This window comes from Bacteroidales bacterium, from assembly GCA_022647615.1.
Taxonomy (GTDB): Bacteria; Bacteroidota; Bacteroidia; order Bacteroidales; family UBA932; genus Egerieousia.
In genome coordinates this window covers 839,193-856,906 of the sequence record JALCKZ010000001.1, presented here as the reverse complement: position 1 = coordinate 856,906, position 17,714 = coordinate 839,193, and the positions used below count along the sequence as shown (strand labels likewise).

Annotated in this window: 13 protein-coding genes and 1 tRNA gene; 9 read left to right on the top strand and 5 right to left on the bottom strand. The window is 41.0% G+C overall.

Features of this window, described 5'->3' with window-relative positions:
* Positions 1–8: 8 nt before the first annotated feature.
* Positions 9–284, bottom strand: a complete 276-nt coding sequence (locus LKM37_03670) for a DUF3098 domain-containing protein (GenBank protein MCI1720105.1) — start codon at positions 282–284, stop codon at positions 9–11.
* A gap of 3 nt (positions 285–287) precedes the next feature.
* Entirely contained in the window at positions 288–1,166 is an 879-nt protein-coding gene (locus LKM37_03665) for a permease-like cell division protein FtsX (protein ID MCI1720104.1), read from the bottom strand.
* Positions 1,167–1,249: 83 nt separating this feature from the next.
* On the opposite strand from LKM37_03665, the gene LKM37_03660 reads away from it, so the two are divergent.
* Together LKM37_03660 and LKM37_03655 are read left to right on the top strand one after the other, a co-directional pair.
* Complete coding sequence (locus LKM37_03660; protein ID MCI1720103.1) at positions 1,250–2,074, top strand: glycogen/starch synthase; 825 nt, start codon at positions 1,250–1,252, stop codon at positions 2,072–2,074.
* Positions 2,074–3,465, top strand: coding sequence for a DUF4270 domain-containing protein (locus LKM37_03655; protein ID MCI1720102.1), 1,392 nt, complete (start codon positions 2,074–2,076; stop codon positions 3,463–3,465). Before LKM37_03660 ends, LKM37_03655 begins: the two co-directional genes overlap by 1 nt.
* 367 nt (positions 3,466–3,832) lie before the next feature.
* Here LKM37_03655 and LKM37_03650 read toward each other — a convergent pair whose 3' ends face one another.
* Complete coding sequence (locus tag LKM37_03650) at positions 3,833–7,246, bottom strand: carboxypeptidase regulatory-like domain-containing protein (protein MCI1720101.1); 3,414 nt, start codon at positions 7,244–7,246, stop codon at positions 3,833–3,835.
* A 304-nt stretch (positions 7,247–7,550) separates the two neighbouring features.
* Between LKM37_03650 and metK the strand changes: the two genes are divergently transcribed.
* Complete coding sequence (gene metK, locus LKM37_03645) at positions 7,551–8,876, top strand: methionine adenosyltransferase (protein MCI1720100.1); 1,326 nt, start codon at positions 7,551–7,553, stop codon at positions 8,874–8,876.
* Positions 8,877–8,943: 67 nt separating this feature from the next.
* Here the strand turns inward: metK and LKM37_03640 are convergent, their stop codons facing one another.
* Together LKM37_03640 and LKM37_03635 are read right to left on the bottom strand one after the other, a co-directional pair.
* The gene (locus LKM37_03640; protein ID MCI1720099.1) at positions 8,944–11,244 is read right to left on the bottom strand and encodes a thioredoxin family protein; all 2,301 of its coding nucleotides are present in this window, start codon (positions 11,242–11,244) and stop codon (positions 8,944–8,946) included.
* Between the two features lie 284 nt (positions 11,245–11,528).
* A tRNA-Leu gene (locus LKM37_03635) sits at positions 11,529–11,614 on the bottom strand.
* Between the two features lie 138 nt (positions 11,615–11,752).
* Between LKM37_03635 and LKM37_03630 the strand changes: the two genes are divergently transcribed.
* The 6 genes from LKM37_03630 to LKM37_03605 all read left to right on the top strand — a co-directional run bounded on the left by LKM37_03630 (position 11,753) and on the right by LKM37_03605 (position 17,714).
* Positions 11,753–12,382, top strand: a complete 630-nt coding sequence (locus LKM37_03630; GenBank protein ID MCI1720098.1) for a TetR/AcrR family transcriptional regulator — start codon at positions 11,753–11,755, stop codon at positions 12,380–12,382.
* Between the two features lie 159 nt (positions 12,383–12,541).
* Entirely contained in the window at positions 12,542–13,948 is a 1,407-nt protein-coding gene (locus LKM37_03625) for a TolC family protein (protein MCI1720097.1), read from the top strand.
* A gap of 93 nt (positions 13,949–14,041) precedes the next feature.
* Positions 14,042–14,941, top strand: a complete 900-nt coding sequence (locus tag LKM37_03620; protein MCI1720096.1) for an HlyD family efflux transporter periplasmic adaptor subunit — start codon at positions 14,042–14,044, stop codon at positions 14,939–14,941.
* Positions 14,938–15,855 carry an ABC transporter ATP-binding protein gene (locus LKM37_03615; GenBank protein ID MCI1720095.1) on the top strand — a complete coding sequence of 306 codons (918 nt, stop codon included), beginning with the start codon at positions 14,938–14,940 and terminating at the stop codon, positions 15,853–15,855. The genes LKM37_03620 and LKM37_03615 overlap by 4 nt, the downstream gene beginning before the upstream one ends.
* A 43-nt stretch (positions 15,856–15,898) precedes the next feature.
* Positions 15,899–16,639 carry an ABC transporter ATP-binding protein gene (locus tag LKM37_03610; protein ID MCI1720094.1) on the top strand — a complete coding sequence of 247 codons (741 nt, stop codon included), beginning with the start codon at positions 15,899–15,901 and terminating at the stop codon, positions 16,637–16,639.
* Positions 16,593–17,714, top strand: a complete 1,122-nt coding sequence (locus LKM37_03605; protein MCI1720093.1) for an ABC transporter permease — start codon at positions 16,593–16,595, stop codon at positions 17,712–17,714. Before LKM37_03610 ends, LKM37_03605 begins: the two co-directional genes overlap by 47 nt.

The following is a 17,714-nucleotide window of genomic DNA, read 5'->3' as shown; positions in this document are numbered from 1 at the left end:
ACACAAGATTAATCCTTTGTTAATTTCTTCATGTTTCTCTTCATGATGGCGACTATTACAAGAACAATTCCCCCAAGAATTAGTATCGGAGAAATTACCAGTCTTGTAAAACTAAATATTGCGGGAGAAAAAACATCTGGATCTTTGCTGCCTCCGCCAATCATTAAAATGTATCCCAGAACCATTATTCCAAGTCCTATGAGAATCCAAATAATATTGCTCTTGGGCATTGCAAAATTCTGCTCTTCAGCAGAATTATTTTTCTGTATTTTTTTCTGACTCATAATTTATGTGTATAATTCATTACCGCTTAATCCTACTAACTTATTGACAACAAAGTAAGTACAGATAAGACATATAATAACTCCAAGTATAATAACTCCGGCTGAAACTTCTATCATAATCTGCAAATTGATAATAGAAAATATGCTGGAAAATTCTCTTCTAACTAAAAACAGTACTCCGGTCAGTGCGCATATTGCAACAACTCCGCTTATAAGTCCCTGGAATATAGCCCTGTAAATAAAAGGCCGTCGGATGAATCCTTTGGTTGCTCCAACAAGCTGCATGGTATGTATTGAGAATCTTTTTGAGAAAACATTTAGCCGTACAGTATTGTTAATCAGGACTATGGAGATAAACATCAGCAGCGCAATAAATACTATCAGAACCATTCCTATCTTCTGCATATTCTTGTTTATGGTATCTATCAATGACTCCTGATACACAACATCATCAACAAGAGGGTCGCGCATCAACATGCTCTTAAGAGTCTTTACGCTGTCGGGATGAAAATAATTTGAGTTAAGCTGAATCTCAATTGAAATTGGGATTGGATTGGATTCAAAGACATCCAGGAAATCGCTTCCCAGCAAATCTTTCATCTCCTTTGTTCCCTCCTCTTTTGTAATCAGCTGCGTGGATTTTACCGCGGGCAGCAATGCAACGTTTTTACAAAAAGCCTCCGCCTGAACCTGCGTGGCATCCTCTTTCAGAATGGTGGAAATCTTAATGTTCTCCTTAAAGTAATCAGAAACCTCACGCGCATTCACGGCCAAAACCGCAAAAATGCCCACTATAAAAAGCACCAGCGATATGCTTATTACGGATGACACGTATGAACGCATCAGCCGTCCCCCAATGGAATTTTTTTCTTTTCTGCTCATAAAATATGCCCCCAAAGATATGAAAAACCTTCATTTAAAAGTCAAAAATTTTTACTACCTTTGCCTAGAGGATATTGTGTACTATGGGTGAGCCTGTTAAAATCTTATATGTAAGCAGTGAGATTACTCCGTATTTGCCGGAGGATTCCATTTCACTGGCGGGGCGTTATATGCCTCAGGCGGCCCAAGAACACGGCATGGAAATCAGAGCTTTTATGCCAAGATACGGGACAATAAATGAACGCCGCAATCAGCTCCATGAAGTCATCAGGCTTAGCGGAATGAACATTGTCGTCAATGATTTGGACAGACCTCTTGTCATAAAAGTTGCATCTATCCAGCAGGCTCGCATGCAAGTGTATTTCATTGAAAATGAGGATTATTTCAAGAGAAAATTTTTGTACACGGATGAGCGCGGAAAGTTTTTTGCAGACAATGATGAACGTGCAATTTTCTTTGCGCGCGGAATGTTGGAGACTGTAAAAAAATTAAGATGGCAGCCTACAATTATTCACTGCGGCGGATGGATGACTCACCTTGTTCCGCTGTATCTAAAAATGTCTTACAAAACAGATCCTATATTTGCAAAAAGCAAGATTGTTCTCTCTCTTTATGATGAAGTTTTCAAAGAGAAATTCTCCTCCGGTTTTGTGAAAAAGGCGCTGATGCAGGGAGTATCTCCGGCGGACATGGATGTGCTTGGCAATCCTAATGGCATAAATCTTGCTAAATTAGCCGTCAAGTATGCGGACGGAATAATTCTGGGAAGTAATAATGTTAATAAGGAAGTCCTTGATTACGTGGCTAAACGCAAATTGCCAACTCTCCCTTATTCAGAAATAAGTGCCGGAAACGCCTCGTACACAAATAAGTACATTAAGTTTTACGACAAATTATTAAAAGTATAATGCAATTCAAGGCTTTCTTCCGTTATCTGATTTTGCCGGCGGCGGCATCGCTACTCACATATTCCTGCATATCAGTAGATAAAACTATCGGTGACAATTATGTTCCCGATGATTATATAATGCAGGTTGGGACGGCTACTTTCCACATGCCGCTAAAAACCAGAGTTGCAGACAGCATGCAGGCGCTTAATACATCTTATGGTTATTTTGGGGCAATAAGAACAAAAGAATTTGGTCTGGCCAATTTTACATGCGCCACCAATTTTGCACCTGTGTCTTCCGGAATGAACTTAGGAACAGGAGCTTATGTAAAGAAGATTTTTATCACCATGCTTCTTAGCGGAAACTCTATTCCGGATGCAAGCCAGGAGGGCATAACTCAAAACATACATGTTTACAGAATGAACAAATATGTTGATACTACCGACAAGTACAACAACATGATTAAGAGTTCTGATTACATTCATACACAGATAAATAAAGGCAGCACCGTTTATACCGGCACAGATTCCCTGACAATATATCTTGACAATAGTCTTGGAGAAGATATTCTTAAAGCAACTGATTTACAGTTAGATTCTACGACTCAGTTTGTAAAAGGATATAAGGGATTGTATTTTACATGTGATCCTCCTGCTGCAGGAACTTACGGCGGCAGATTGAACAAATGGACTGTTAGTTCTACTTACATGTATATGCAAGTTAATTTCCAGCCAACATGGAAAAGCGGTCTTGCAAGAAAAGATACTACGATAACTTTTGCTTTGGGTGTAGACTATGCTCAGAATGAATCCACCTATGAGTCCAAAGCCATGGAATCTGATACGCCTCAGAAATACATTGATATTGAGGGAGTAGGAGGACTTAAACCTTATGTAGACCCTGTTGCTCTGAAGGACACTTTGGATGCGTGGGCAGCAAAGCAGGGATATGATAAAAATAGAATTTTAATAAGCGGCGCAACTTATTATTTGCCTTATGAGCTCCCGACAGATGAAAGCAGAGTTACAAGCTATTATCCGCAATATCTATATCCTTGTCACAAAGTTGCAGATACAACAGATTACTACTATTATCCTCTTTCAGACGTTTACAGCACAAGCAATGCGGTTGGCGCAATCAACAGATCTCTTTACTATTATGAGGGACAGATGGCCAGCACAATCCAAAAAATAATGAAGGCTGACAGAAAAGATGTTGCCGCAGAGCCTTTGTACAAATTGTGGATTATGCCAATCGTTGCATCTTCCAGCAGCTCTTATTATTCTAGCTCCAGTTCAACAACATACTCCCTGGATGCTTCAACTTACACAATGGGAAGGATAAACGGTCCGGCAAACGCCAACTATCCTTATATCAAAATTGTTTACGCTATCCTCAAGGATAAATAAAAATGCAAACTGCTAAGCAGTTTGCAAAGCAATGCGCTACAATGCAGCGCATTGCCTTGTGGTCAAGCGCACTTCGTGCGCAGGATGCACCGGCACTCCGTGCCGGGACTCACGGCTTTCAGCCGCTCGTCTTTATATATACATGAAGTAATAATTGCAAGGCCGAAGGCCCGCGCTTTAGCGCGTGCATTTCCGCGGCGGTAGCCGCGTAATACACTAATTGCCGGCGTGCTTTGTGCGCCGGCAAATATAGCCGGCATTGGCCGGCTATTAAACGCATTGCTCAGCAACCTGCACAGCAGGTTGCTGTACATGCAATAAAAAAGGCTGCCCATTTGGACAGCCTTTTTTAATCAACTATAATGTTTTAGAACAACAATCTTACGCCAAACAACATTCCCCAGGTACTGCCTGTAGAAACGCTCTTCTGCCAAGTATTGTTTCCTGCCCATCTGCTTACGATTGCCTCTGCAGAATCATTTGCTCCTGCAGCTGATGCATTCAACATATAAGTAGGAACACCGTTAACAGCCTTAACAAAAGTTAAAGGACGGATTCTATCATAAGACATTGAACCCATTGTCTTGTAAGCGCCCCAATTCTTGTTAAGAAGGTTGCCTGCATTGATGATGTCTAAGCTGACCTGTAGAGTATATCTTCTGTTGCTTCCAAAGTTTGTGAAGATGTCTTGAATAACCTTAACATCCCATCTGTTGTGCCATGGCTCAACATAACCATATCTCTTAGCATATTGGCCTTTATGGCTCTTCAAATAAGAGTTGCCCTCAACTAATGTCCAGAATGCATCTCTCATCTGTGTGTCAGTTACAGTATATTTATACTTAACCTTGTTAGCATCTGTATATGTGTAAGTAGAAGTTACAAATGCAAGCTCGCCCTTACTTCCAGGGATATACATCAAATCAGATGAGTTGCCATCTTTATTCATATCATTTGAGTAGCAGAAGTCTGCTCTACCCTGAGACTCTCCTGTGTAGGATAGTGAAAGAGTTGTAGCAAAATGTTTAAGCCATTCAAATCTGTAGGAGATGTTTCCAACTAATCTGTGAGGAACAGCAAAACCGGAAGCTGCAAGCTCAGGGTCATTCAAATAAGAAACAACTGAGTTGGCGCTCCATGCTGATGATGCAGTAGAACCAGGGTTGTTTGTAACGTCCTTAGCAACTGTATAAGTGTAAGCAATCATTCCGGAAAGACCTCTTGTCAAGTTCTTAGTCAACTGAGCAGTAAGTGAATTCTGGAAACCTTTGCTTGTATTGCAAAGAACCATCGCAGAGCTTAAATCTGAATTGATTCTTGTATTTGTCCAGTAAGGTCTGTCATCCATTCCGGAATAGTATCCTGAAGGATATTGCAAGTTCACATTCTTCTGCATAACGGCATTGATATCCTTGGAGAAAATTTCCTCCAAAGTCAAAACCATGTTCCAAGGAAGAGCTATATCCAAAGCCAAATCACTTCTCCATACCTGAGGCATCTTGAAGTCTTTTGAAACCTCGCAAAGTGCTGAACCTGAAGGAATTTTACCAGGGGTTGTAGGGAACAATGTTGGATGAGCAGCAATCATAGCCTTGTAATCTTTGTTAAAGGTTATCTTGTTCTGAGCCAACGTAGAAAGGTTGGTAATCATAATCTCAGGAGACTGAATCATACCTGAACCGCCTGGCTGGTTTGTAAACCATACAAAAGGAAGCATGCCACTAAAGAAACCTGAACCACCTCTTAACTGAAGACTTCTGTCTCCGTTAATATCCCAGTTGAAACCAATTCTTGGGTTAAGTTCCAGTTTTCTCTTTGGCCACTTGCCGCTGTTCATGTAGTAATTCTTCTCTGCTGATTCTCCAACAGTGTAGTGATCTCTGAAAGTATTGTTCCATTTGTTAAAGCCGTAAGCATTAACAGCAGGGTTGTTGTCCAAGCTATTCAGATAGAAAGGAAGCTCAGCTCTTAAACCCATCGTAACCTTAACTTTGTCATTTACCTGCCACTCATCCTGAGCATATAATGCGCCTAGGCCGAATGAAAGCTCAACACCAGGAGTGCTTTGTCCATTATATCCGTAAGTTACGGCAAAAGCGGTTGGAGTTGCATTTGCATAGAAAGCAGACATACCATCTGCATAAGTAACGCCTGTTGCAGGGTCTACTGTATTGTTGTAGTTATATCTGTAGTATGACGTACCTTCTCTGATGTAAACATTCTTAAAATATAGTCTGTCGAAAGAGGCGCCAAATGTAAGGTTGTGGTCGCCAAGGTTGATAGACAAGTTATCTTTTACAGAAAGTGTGTTGTTCTTAACATCATTTCCATAAGTAAATAGCTCATATCCAAATGACATATATTGGTCTCCGCCTTTGTAGATATCAACAAACGGGAACACACCGCTATCTGAAGTTCTCTTATCCTCAATCATTGTGTATGAACCAAGCAGCTGATTGGAGAATTTTCCCCAATGGCTGTCCAACTCACCCGTTATACTTCTTACAGTGTTTTTGAAACCGTACCAGGAATTACCAAAAGAGACTGAATAAATGGAACTACGTCCGGAACCTCTAGGGCTAGGAGCGGAGTTTGCATTTGTCAGCTGGTCTGATGTTCCGACAACCTCATTGTATCTGATAGTGAACTTGTTGTTCTTATTGATGTTCCAGTCGATTCTTGCAAGAATCTTGTGGTTATCGCTCTTAAAGTTAGGGAAGTTCTGATATGCACCTGCCTCATAACCATACTGGCTTAGCAGATAATCATGCATAGCCTTCAAATCAGAAACGGTTGTACGTGAAGTCTTGGTTGATACGTTTGAAGTACCATCTGTACTTGGCTCATAAGCGCCTGAAGGAGAAGTCTCTTTCTCATACTCGCCGCTGACAAAGAAGAACAATTTGTCTTTAATGATTGGGCCTCCGAATGTTACACCATAAGTCTCTGCTTTGGAATCACGTGCATTTGCAACTGTGTAATCTCCAACTTTGTTGCCGGTGAATTTCTTAGGTCTCAAATAAGAGTAAACGGAACCTGAAAATCTGTTAGTACCGCTCTTTGTAACTGCGTTGATAGATGCGCCGGTGAACTGTGACTGTCTGATATCAAACGGAGCCAAGTTAACGGATACCTCCTCAATAGCGTCCAAAGCAATTGGCTGTGCATTTCCTCCGGGAAGGATTTGAGATGTGCTCAATCCAAAATTGTTGTTAAATGCTGCACCATCGATTGTTACGGTATTCATACGATTATCGCGGCCTCCAAATGATGTTCCATTTGCCTGAGGAGTAAACTTGGTAAAATCAAGAATACTTCTGCTGATGGAAGGAAGTTGCTTTAATTGTGTTGAACTTACGTTTGTAGAAGCACCGTTCTTATCTGAGTTCATGATTGGGTTATTTCCCTTGGCCTGAACTACAACTTCATTAAGTGCAACAGCCTCTACGTTCATTACCACATTGCGAACAAAGTTTTCGCCTAATTTTAGGTATGCGCCTCCTGTCTTGTTGCTGCCATAACCAAGCAGTGAGACTTCAACGTCATAAGGTCCTCCGATTCTCATATTCAAGATACGATAATTACCAGAATTATCGGTGGTTGAATAATACTTAGAACCGGACGGAGTGTGCGTTGCTATAACAGTAGCGCCAACTACAGGACTCCCGTCCTTCTCTGTTACCTTGCCGCTCATTGAGGATGTTGTAACCTGGGCAAACAAGCCCGCAGATACAAACAAGCTCAAAACCGTCAAGGCAAAAAGCTTAATAGTTTGTTTCATAAATGATTAGATTATTTAAGGTTTTGTAAAATAATATCTGTTTTTTCAGCCGTTTTCTTCGGCAGTGCAAAATTAAAAAAATTCAGATTCATAAGAAGTAGTAAAACAAATATTTAACAACTTTTTATTAACATTGTATTAATTCACAATCTTTATTACCTTTGCACATATAAGTGGAGAGATTTGACTGCTTGCAACCACGCTAAAAAATGCTAAAAGGAACGGACGGCTTATCTGCCGGACGCTTTCAACACGCACAAAGTCAAATTACTACACTAGATGTTTAACTTTAAAATGTTTAGTTATGGCTTATTTATTTACATCAGAATCTGTATCTGAAGGACATCCGGATAAAGTTGCGGATCAAATATCAGATGCGGTATTGGACGAATTTCTAAAGCAGGACCCTGAGAGCAAAGTTGCTTGCGAAACTTTTGTAAGCACCGGTCTTGTCGTTGTGGGAGGAGAATCCCATTCAAATGAGGCGTATGTTGATATTCAAGATACTGCAAGGAAAGTGATTAATTCTATCGGCTACACAAAGGCCGATTATATGTTTGACGGCAACTCATGCGGCATCCTTTCCGCCCTGCATGAACAGAGCGCTGATATCAGGCGCGGAGTTGACAAAAAGGATAAATACAATCAGGGCGCTGGCGACCAAGGCATCATGTTTGGATATGCCTGTCGTGAGACAGATGATTACATGCCTCTACCTATATGGCTGTCTCACAGAATTTTGCAGGAGCTTGCAGAGATAAGAAAGAATACAAAGCTAATGCCTTATTTGAGGCCGGACGCAAAGTCTCAGTTCACGATAGAGTATTCTGACGATCGCAAACCTCTGAGAATTAATACGATTGTACTTTCCACCCAGCATGATGAATTTGCCGGAGATGCGGAAATGCAAAATAAAATCAAGGAAGATGTGCGTAAAATTCTAATTCCAAGATTGATAAAAAAATTGCCGGCACGCCTGAAAGAATTGTTTAATTGTAACTACAAGCTGCTGGTAAATCCTACCGGAAAATTTGTGATTGGCGGACCTGCCGGTGACACCGGCCTGACAGGCAGGAAGATAATCGTAGATACATACGGAGGAAGAGGAGCTCACGGTGGCGGCGCGCTTTCCGGAAAGGACCCAAGCAAGGTTGACCGCTCTGCTGCCTATGCGGCGCGCTATATTGCTAAGAATCTGGTAGCTGCAGGGGTTGCGGATGAAGTTCAGATACAGCTTTCTTACGCGATTGGAGTGGCCAAACCGCTGAGTATTTTCATAAATACTTTTGGAACTTGCAAGGTTGCAAAAGGGAAAAGAAATGCCGGCGATAAAAACGCTGATAACAGTACAAATTGCAAATCAAAAGTTGTAATGTCAGATGGAGAAATTGCAAAAATTGTTGGAGAAATTTTTGATTTGCGTCCTGCGGTAATAATAGAAAAATTCCAGCTGAAAAATCCAATTTACTTGCCTACAGCCGCTTACGGTCACATGGGACGTACTCCTTATGTTGGGGAAGTTACCGTTGTGAAGAACGGAAAGAACGTGAAAAAGAAAGTTCAGTTTTTTGGATGGGAACTTCTGGACGCAGTACCAAAAGTCAGAAAAGCTTTCGCGCTTGCTAATTAATTTACAACAGCTATCAGTTGAATAGCTGCTATCAAATCATCTAAGCAAAACGGCAAATGGTCTCAGGCTATTTGCCGTATGCTTTTATACCGTCTTGCAGGAATTTTGTAAAGACCTTGACGTCAAGATTATAACCCATTGGCTGAGCCAGAGGCTTGCCGGTTTCATCAAGTATTATGTAGTATGGCTGAGCGTTTGCGTTAAAACGGGTTAACATGAAATTGGAATTTATATCTCCTAACTCGCTTAGCACCTTTCCATTAGGCAGAGTTACCTGATCTTCTTCCGGCACGGTCATCTTGTCATCTGCATATAATGCACATACAACATACTCTTGCTTAAGCATTTGCAGCACTATCGGATTGCTCCAAACTCTTGCTTCCATCTCACGGCAGTTGACACATCCATGTCCTGTAAAATCCAGGAATACAGGTTTATGTACTTTTTGCGCATAAGCCAATGCCTCATCATAATTAAAGAAACCCTGCAGTCCCTGAGGCAAATGCAAAACATCAGAATATTTTGCATTCAATGTATCAATGGCGGCTGTTTTATTTCCGCCGTCCGCACTGCCTGCACCAATGTAGGCCACTCTAAAGTCCTGTGTCTCAATTGGAGGCAAATATCCGCTCAAAGCCTTAAGTGGTGCACCCCACATTCCGGGAATCATATAAACAACAAATGCAAAATCAATTATTGCAAGCAAAAGACGCGGAATAGAGACATGATCCTCTTTTGAATCATATTGGAATCTGATTTTCCCAAGCAGATAAATACCTAGTAATGCAAATATTACAATCCAGAATGCAAGATAAACTTCTCTGTCCAAAATTCCCCAGTGGTAAGTTTGGTCTGCAATAGAAAGGAACTTCATTCCAAGAGCAAGCTCTATAAATCCAAGGACAACTTTAACTGAATTAAGCCATCCGCCAGATTTTGGAAGCTTATCCAGAAGTGACGGAACAAATGCAAAAATTGTGAACGGAATTGCGAAAGCTATTGAGAATGCGAGCATTGCAACAACAGGTGCCCAAATCTCACCTTGTGTGCTTCTGATTAAAATGCTTCCTACTATAGGACCCGTGCAAGAAAAAGAGACAAGCACCAGCGTCAAAGCCATAAAGAAAACTCCCAGCAAACCTCCTTTATCTGATTTAGCATCAGCCTTGTTAACCATCCAGCTTGGCAGCACAATTTCAAACGCACCAAAGAAACTCAGCGCAAAAACAAAGAACACAATGAAGAATATCAGATTTGGTATCCAATTAGTAGCCAGCCAGTTAAAAATATTTGCAGTTACGCTCCCGCCTCCAATTAAATATGTTATAAGTATTATTATCGCGATAGGCAATGTGTACAGCGCAACTATTGAAAGACCATACATGCTCGCCAGGAATTTGCCTCTGCTGCTAGATTTTTTCTTGTCATCCTCCTTCTCATCTCCCTCTGAGTGATGCATGAAAAATGAGACCGTCATCGGCACCATCGGGAAAACACAAGGAGTAATCAACATTGCAAAACCCCACAGAATTGCCTCAAGCACAAGGCTCCACAAAGAGCGGTGTCCAACTCCCGAATTATCAAGCTTGCTCCCGCTATTGGCTGAACCAGCACTTGTAATGCTGCCGTTTTGTGAATTGATTGCACTGTCTGCAACTGCATTTACGCCAGCTCCGTCTGCCGCGGAAGCTCCTGATACAGAAGAATCTGTCGCGATGCTATTATTCGCTGATATTCCGCTGTTTACAGCACTGTTAGCAACTACCGGATTTTTTGCAGCAGGCAAAGTGACATTAAAATCTTTCTCGCCGTTTACGCAGTTACCCTCCTTGCAAGCCTGCCACTCAACATGCGCAACAACTTTCACGGGCTTGTTAGAAAGCACCTGAACTTTTTGAACTAGAATAGCGCCGCTTCCAAATGTTCCAATTTTCATTTGGAATATATCATCATAAGCCTTTGTAACCTTGCCTTTTATAAAGGGTTTGCCAATAAGTTTAAAATCTTTGTTAAGCTGAAATCCTGCGGTTGCAGCAACCTTATAAATAGTTGCATTAGGCCCGTCTGTGTAGGGACCAAAATCATACACATGCCACGCGGGATCAATGCTCGCAACAAGCTGAATTTCATAAATATCAGCAGCTGCACCATTTGCAGACTTAACTCCGGAGTTTGCAACTTTCTGCGCCCAGGTCACCGGATCTCCAACATTTCCAAACTGAGGAGCTACAATGCAAGGCATAACCACCGTGTTTGGAACAGCTGCTCTTGCGGACACCGCATTCGCATTTAAAACACTTGCAAACCCGGCACTTTGCAATGCGCACACCGTCACAAGCGCCACAAATATTCTGTATATCTTTTTCATAAAACTAATTCCTTTTATCACCAATAAAATTCTCTTTTTTAGATATGGGACACTCTAAACTGAAGGATCACTAACACAAAAATAAGGATTTTCGGTTTTATAGCCTATAAAAAAGTCAATTCTTTCATAATGTGATAGTTACATTGGTCCGTTAGGCGCAAAAAAGCCCAACGGACCATTATATCATATTGATAATGTGATAATTAACTTTTTTAAAGGCGATGGACTTTCCCCGGCAAGGCAAAAAAAGGCCGGCTAAAAACTTAGCCGGCCTTTCTGCCTCGTGCTCGGGACGGGAATCGAACCCGTACAGCCATTTCTGGCCACAGGATTTTAAGTCCTGCGTGTCTACCAATTCCACCACCTGAGCAATTCCAGTAAAACTTTTGGTTTTGACGGCTGCAAAGGTAATATTTTTTGGAGAATTGGAAAAACTGAGTACATTTGCAGCGTTATTAACAATTTTGTTAAACAATTTTGTTAAATAAAATATAAAAACACAACTGAAATGAAGAGCAATAAAAACAGGTTGAACAAGGAAGATGATATTCTACAAGCAGCTGAACAAGAATTCCTTACAAAAGGATTTGACGGAGCAAGAACCACGTCAATAGCTAAAGCAGCAGGGGTTACGCATGCGATGCTGCACTATTATTTTAAGACAAAAGAAAACCTTTTTGAGAAAATTGTAGGCGGAAAAATAAAGACTATCGGGAATTTGTTTTTAGTTGCCTTCAGCAGTTCAAATCTTCCTTTTGAGAAAAAACTGGAGGATGGAATAACAGCTCAATTTGAGTTCATCTTAAAAAATCCTGACCTCCCGCGTTTCTTTGTTAATGAAATAGCCTCCAAACCAGAGCATTATAAACTAGTTGGGTTGAACAAGGAGATACGCTCAATGGTTAAAAATATCTTAAAGAACGTGCAGGCTGAACTTGACAAAGAAAATGCAAGGAAAAAATTACCCCACATGGATGCCCGCCACCTGATGCTTGATATTGTTTCCCTTAATGTTTTCCCATTCATTGCATATCCGGTTATACAAATGGTTCTGGGGAAAGAATTTACGAGCATCAAACATTTTGCGGCAGCACGCAAGGCGGAAAACATTGAAACAATTATGAAACGCCTTAAATAAAATAGGTGCCATAAATGCACTAAACACCTTAAATAAAAAGGAAGCTATAATGCATTAAACACCTTAAATAAAAAGGGAGCTATAATGCATTAAACACCTTAATAGAAAACACCTTAATAGAAAACACCTTAACAGAAAACGCTTTAACAATTAAGTGTTATGATTAAAAAAAACAGAAATACTTTAAGGATTTGCAGCAGAACCGCCTCTTTATTCTGCGGCAGGACCGTCTCATTGATTTGTGGCAGAACAGCATTGTTTGCTTTGCTTCTGCTGTGTACTGCATCTCTAAAGGCTCAAACTACCGCATCTCAAGAGCTTAGCTTGGATGAATGCCGCGCACTTGCCAGAAAAAATTATCCTGAAATAAAGCAATATGATTTAATCAGGCAAAGCGAGCAATACACAATATCCAATGCCGGAAAATCTTATCTGCCGCAGATAACACTGTCGGGACAAGCCACATGGCAAAATGAAGTCCCTTCCTTCCCTTCTGCATTAGGAAAAATGCTGGCCCAAAGCGGAATGAGCATGAGCGGAATGGATAAAAAACAGTATAAGGTTACCCTTGAAGTTAATCAGACCATCTGGGATGGAGGAAAATCTTCCGCAGATAAAAAATTGGCTCAGGCGGAATCCATTGAGCAGCAGAATTCTGCAGATGCAGATTTATATGGCATAGAGGGAAGAGTAGATGATTTATATTTTGGAATTCTGTTGCTTGACAAAAGAATTTCCCAGACCAATTTAACAGCCAAGTTGCTTCAAAGCAATTTGGATAAGGTGCACTCTCTGTTAAAAAACGGTGTTGCAACACAATCTGATGCAGATGCGGTAGAAGCTCAATTACTTACTGTAAATCAACAAATTACACAGCTAGAGTCAGCTCGCGACAGTTATGAATTAATGCTTGGAGTGTTCATTGGAGAAGATGTGAAGGGGAGACATCTTCTCATGCCTGACGTAACCAATAATGGAGACAGCACAAATATTAACACGCTCATAAATCTTGTCCCGCAGAGGCCGGAGCAGAAAATGTTTGAAGCAAAATCAAATAGCCTTGCTGCAAAAGAAGAACTTATAAAATCCTCAACTAGACCCAAGTTCGGACTTTTCGCACAAGGATTTTATGGTTATCCGGGCTTTGATTATTTCCAAAGCATGATGAACAAAAACCCAGGATGGAATGCAATTGCCGGAGTAAAAATGGTGTGGAATTTTGGCGCATATTATACGCGCAAAAATGATTTAAATAAAATACGGACGGCGCAGCAACAAGTAAATGTGCAAAATGATGTATTTCTGTTTAATACAAAGCTGCAGACAACCCAGGAAAACGGGGAAATTACGCGCATCAAAAAGGCGCTGTACAATGATGATAAAATTGTAAGCCTAAGAACGTCAGTGAGAAAAGCGGCAGAATCCAAACTAAGAAACGGCATCATAGACACTAATGATTTGCTTGGAAAAATAACTGATGAATCTGATGCCGTCACCGCCCGCTCTGCAAGAGAAATAGAGCTTGTGAAGGCAATTTATCAATTGAAACATCTTGTAAACAGATAGTTGCCAACAAATATTCAGACAAGAAACATCATGATTAACAAGTAACAGGATGATTAACAAGAGACATTATAAAGAATAATAATAGAAAAAGATATGAAAAGAATTGTTAGATACCCGCTTCTTATTGCCGCCGCAGGGACGGTGATAATGTCATGCAGCAAAAAAGAGAACTGGGATGCAACGGGAACATTTGAAGCAACTGAAATTACAGTCTCTTCTGAAACTGCCGGTAAAATTCTGTATCTCAATGCAGAAGAAGGGAATACGCTTAGTGCGGGCGAAGTTGCAGGGGTCATAGATACAACACAATTGTACTTGCAGAAACTGCAGCTGCAAAAAAGCGGTGCAGCCCTTAAGTCCGGCCGTCCCGACATTCAGAAACAGGTTTCATCCATCAGGGAACAAATTGCAAAACAGGAAATTGAGAAGAGACGTGTACAGAATCTTCTTAAAGACGGCGCGGCTACAACCAAACAGCTGGATGATGTAAACTCCTCATTGAAAGTATTAAACGGACAATTGGCAGCACAGCTATCTTCTCTTAATAACAGCACCGCCTCTATAAATGATAACTCCTCAGCCGTGGATTTGCAAATTTCCCAAATCAATGACAAGCTAGAAAAATCTCATATAAAAGCTCCTGTAACAGGCACGGTGCTAGCCAAATACAGCGAGGAAGGAGAATTTGCAAATATTGGGCGTCCCCTATTTAAAATTGCGGACTTGAATAACATATACCTGAGAGCATACTTCACTTCCGACCAGCTTTCCAAAATAAAACTTGGACAAAAAGTACATGTTACTGCTGATTTTGGAGGAGATAAAACCTTTGATTATCAGGGACAAATAACTTGGATAGCTTCAGAAAGCGAATTCACTCCAAAGACAATTCAAACAAAAGATAGCCGCGCGGATATGGTTTACGCAGTAAAAATTGCGGTAAAAAATGACGGGCGCATAAAGATTGGAATGTACGGAGAAGTTAAGTTATGATGCAGCAAAATGCTATAGAAATTAACGGAATCTCAAAGAGTTACGGGACTCTTAAAGCTCTCGGCAGCATCACTTTTAATGTCGGGCGCGGAGAAGTCTTTGGACTTATAGGACCGGACGGCGCGGGAAAATCTACGCTGTTCCGCATCCTGGTTACTCTAATAAATTCCGATAGCGGTACTGCAAAAGTTGACGGGCTGGATGTTCTAAAAGATTATCATTCAATAAGGAACAAAATAGGATACATGCCGGGAAAATTTTCTCTTTATCCGGACCTTACCGTAGAAGAAAACGTGAATTTCTTTGCCGCTCTGTTCCATGTTACCCTGGAACAAAATTATGACCTTATCGCCCCTATTTACAAGCAGATAGAGCCATTTAAGAGCAGAAGAGCAGGCAATCTGTCGGGAGGAATGAAACAAAAACTGGCACTGTGCTGCTCTCTTATACACAAGCCGGACGTTCTGTTTTTGGATGAACCTACAACTGGAGTTGACGCTGTTTCCAGAAGTGAATTTTGGGACATGCTGCTGGAGCTGCAAAAGAAAGGACTATCTATTTTGGTCTCAACTCCTTACATGGATGAAGCGGGCAGATGTAATAGGATTGCCCTTATAAACGGCGGGAAAATTTTGGATATTAATACTCCCGACGGCATAGTAAATAATTTTAAAGAACCGCTGTACGCCATCTCCGGAACAGATATGTACGGCATATTGGCTGCAACCAGAAAGGAGAAGGAAGTTATTGAGTGCTACCCATTTGGAGCTGCACATCATATAGTGGCTTCTGAAAAATTCAATCCCGAAATTTTAAAGCAAACGTTGGAAAAGCAAGGATTTAAAAATATAGAACTTAATAAAACCAGGGCGGGGATAGAGGATGTGTTTATTAAGTTGATGCGCAAGCAATAATTAGGCTGGCAGGCAAAACGTGCAAAAAACGGATGTAAGAAAAATGGAAGAAAACATCATATCGGTTAAAGAGTTGTGCAAAAGCTTTGGAGATTTCAAGGCGGTTGACCGCATTACTTTTGATGTAAAGCGCGGAGAAATCTTTGGTTTCCTGGGAGCTAACGGAGCCGGTAAAACAACGGCAATGAGGATGTTATGCGGTTTAAGCTACCCAACGTCCGGCTCAGGTACGGTTGCAGGATTTGACGTAATGAAGGAGGGAGAAAAAATCAAACATCACATTGGCTATATGAGCCAGCGCTTCTCTCTTTATGATGATTTGACTGTCTATGAGAACATGAAATTATTTGGAGGAATTTACGGACTCTCAAAGATGCAAGTTAGACGCAGAAGCGTGGAAATACTTAACCAGCTGCAATTTAAATCTGAGATAAACACGCTGGTTGGTTCTCTTCCTCTGGGCTGGAAACAAAAACTTGCTTTCTCAGTAGCCTCTCTTCACAGGCCGGAAATAGTTTTTCTGGATGAGCCAACCGGAGGAGTTGACCCCGTTACCCGCCGTCAATTTTGGGAGATGATTTACAAGGCATCATCAGAGGGGACAACAATCTTTGTTACAACCCATTACATGGATGAGGCCGAATATTGCAGCAGGGTCTCCATAATGGTTGACGGACAAATTAAAGCGCTGGATTCTCCTTCAGCATTAAAGAAACAATTTAACGCCTCAGCAATGGATGAAGTTTTCCGTTCGCTTGCAAGAGGAGCAAAAAGGGGGGAGTGATATGACAGGTTTTGCATCATTTGTAAAAAAGGAATCACTGCATATTTTGCGGGATAAATGGACGCTGCTGATAATTTTAATACTCCCGATAGTTCAGCTGCTGCTGTTTGGTTTTGCAATATCTATCGAGATTAATAACATCAATTTTTCTGTCTCCGCGCCTCACAGGACAGAGGCTATCAGAAAACAAGTTGAGCAAATTTCTTCTAATCCGTATTTTACATTTAAGGGATATATTACAAGAAATCAGGTAGATAAAGAGCTGCGGTCAGGCAAGAGCGACGCAGTTGCGGAGTTCTCAAAAGATAATTCAGTGCTGATTGCCATTGACGCATCCAATCCAAACAAGGCAATGGAAGGGGCTGGATATATGCAAAGCATATTGGCAAACGGGAGCTCAAATGCATCGGGGACAACTGCAAATTTATCCTCAATAATGCCGGAGACGCACATGTTATACAATCCTCAAATGAACAGCGCATACAATTTTGTTCCAGGCATTATGGGTCTGATTTTCATATTGATATGCGCAATGATGACATCAGTTTCAATAGTGAGGGAGAAGGAAACGGGAACCATGGATGTGTTGCTTGTGTCCCCTGTAAAACCAATAAAAATCATTTTTGCCAAGATGGTTCCCTATTTTGTTCTCTCTTGTATTAACCTGGCTTGCATACTGTTACTGGCGCGGTTTGTTTTAAATGTTCCAATGTCGGGGAACCTTGGGAGCGTAATAGGGATCTCTCTGCTTTACCTCGCCTTGGCTCTAGCACTTGGACTTTTAATCTCTACGGCCACATCAAAACAAATAACGGCTCTAATTATTTCCGGAATGCTTTTGCTTCTTCCAATCATCATGCTTTCCGGAATGGTATTCCCGATAGAAAATATGCCAAACGTCTTTAAGCCCTTGACTTACATTGTGCCGGCGCGATGGTATATTTCAGCAATAAGAAAACTTATGATAGAAGGACTGCCGTTTAAATACGTGCTTGAGGAGTTTTCCGTCCTGCTGGTTATGACGCTATTTTTGATAGCGCTGGCTCTTAAGAATTTTAAAGATAAAATGGAATAG

Coding starts and splice junctions, on each gene's coding strand:
- LKM37_03670 (MCI1720105.1), bottom strand. CDS start 284: ATGAGTCAGAAAAAAATACAGAAAAATAATTCTGCTGAAGAGCAGAAT.
- LKM37_03665 (MCI1720104.1), bottom strand. CDS start 1,166: ATGAGCAGAAAAGAAAAAAATTCCATTGGGGGACGGCTGATGCGTTCA.
- LKM37_03660 (MCI1720103.1), top strand. CDS start 1,250: ATGGGTGAGCCTGTTAAAATCTTATATGTAAGCAGTGAGATTACTCCG.
- LKM37_03655 (MCI1720102.1), top strand. CDS start 2,074: ATGCAATTCAAGGCTTTCTTCCGTTATCTGATTTTGCCGGCGGCGGCA.
- LKM37_03650 (MCI1720101.1), bottom strand. CDS start 7,246: ATGAAACAAACTATTAAGCTTTTTGCCTTGACGGTTTTGAGCTTGTTT.
- metK (MCI1720100.1), top strand. CDS start 7,551: ATGGCTTATTTATTTACATCAGAATCTGTATCTGAAGGACATCCGGAT.
- LKM37_03640 (MCI1720099.1), bottom strand. CDS start 11,244: ATGAAAAAGATATACAGAATATTTGTGGCGCTTGTGACGGTGTGCGCA.
- LKM37_03630 (MCI1720098.1), top strand. CDS start 11,753: ATGAAGAGCAATAAAAACAGGTTGAACAAGGAAGATGATATTCTACAA.
- LKM37_03625 (MCI1720097.1), top strand. CDS start 12,542: ATGATTAAAAAAAACAGAAATACTTTAAGGATTTGCAGCAGAACCGCC.
- LKM37_03620 (MCI1720096.1), top strand. CDS start 14,042: ATGAAAAGAATTGTTAGATACCCGCTTCTTATTGCCGCCGCAGGGACG.
- LKM37_03615 (MCI1720095.1), top strand. CDS start 14,938: ATGATGCAGCAAAATGCTATAGAAATTAACGGAATCTCAAAGAGTTAC.
- LKM37_03610 (MCI1720094.1), top strand. CDS start 15,899: ATGGAAGAAAACATCATATCGGTTAAAGAGTTGTGCAAAAGCTTTGGA.
- LKM37_03605 (MCI1720093.1), top strand. CDS start 16,593: ATGAAGTTTTCCGTTCGCTTGCAAGAGGAGCAAAAAGGGGGGAGTGAT.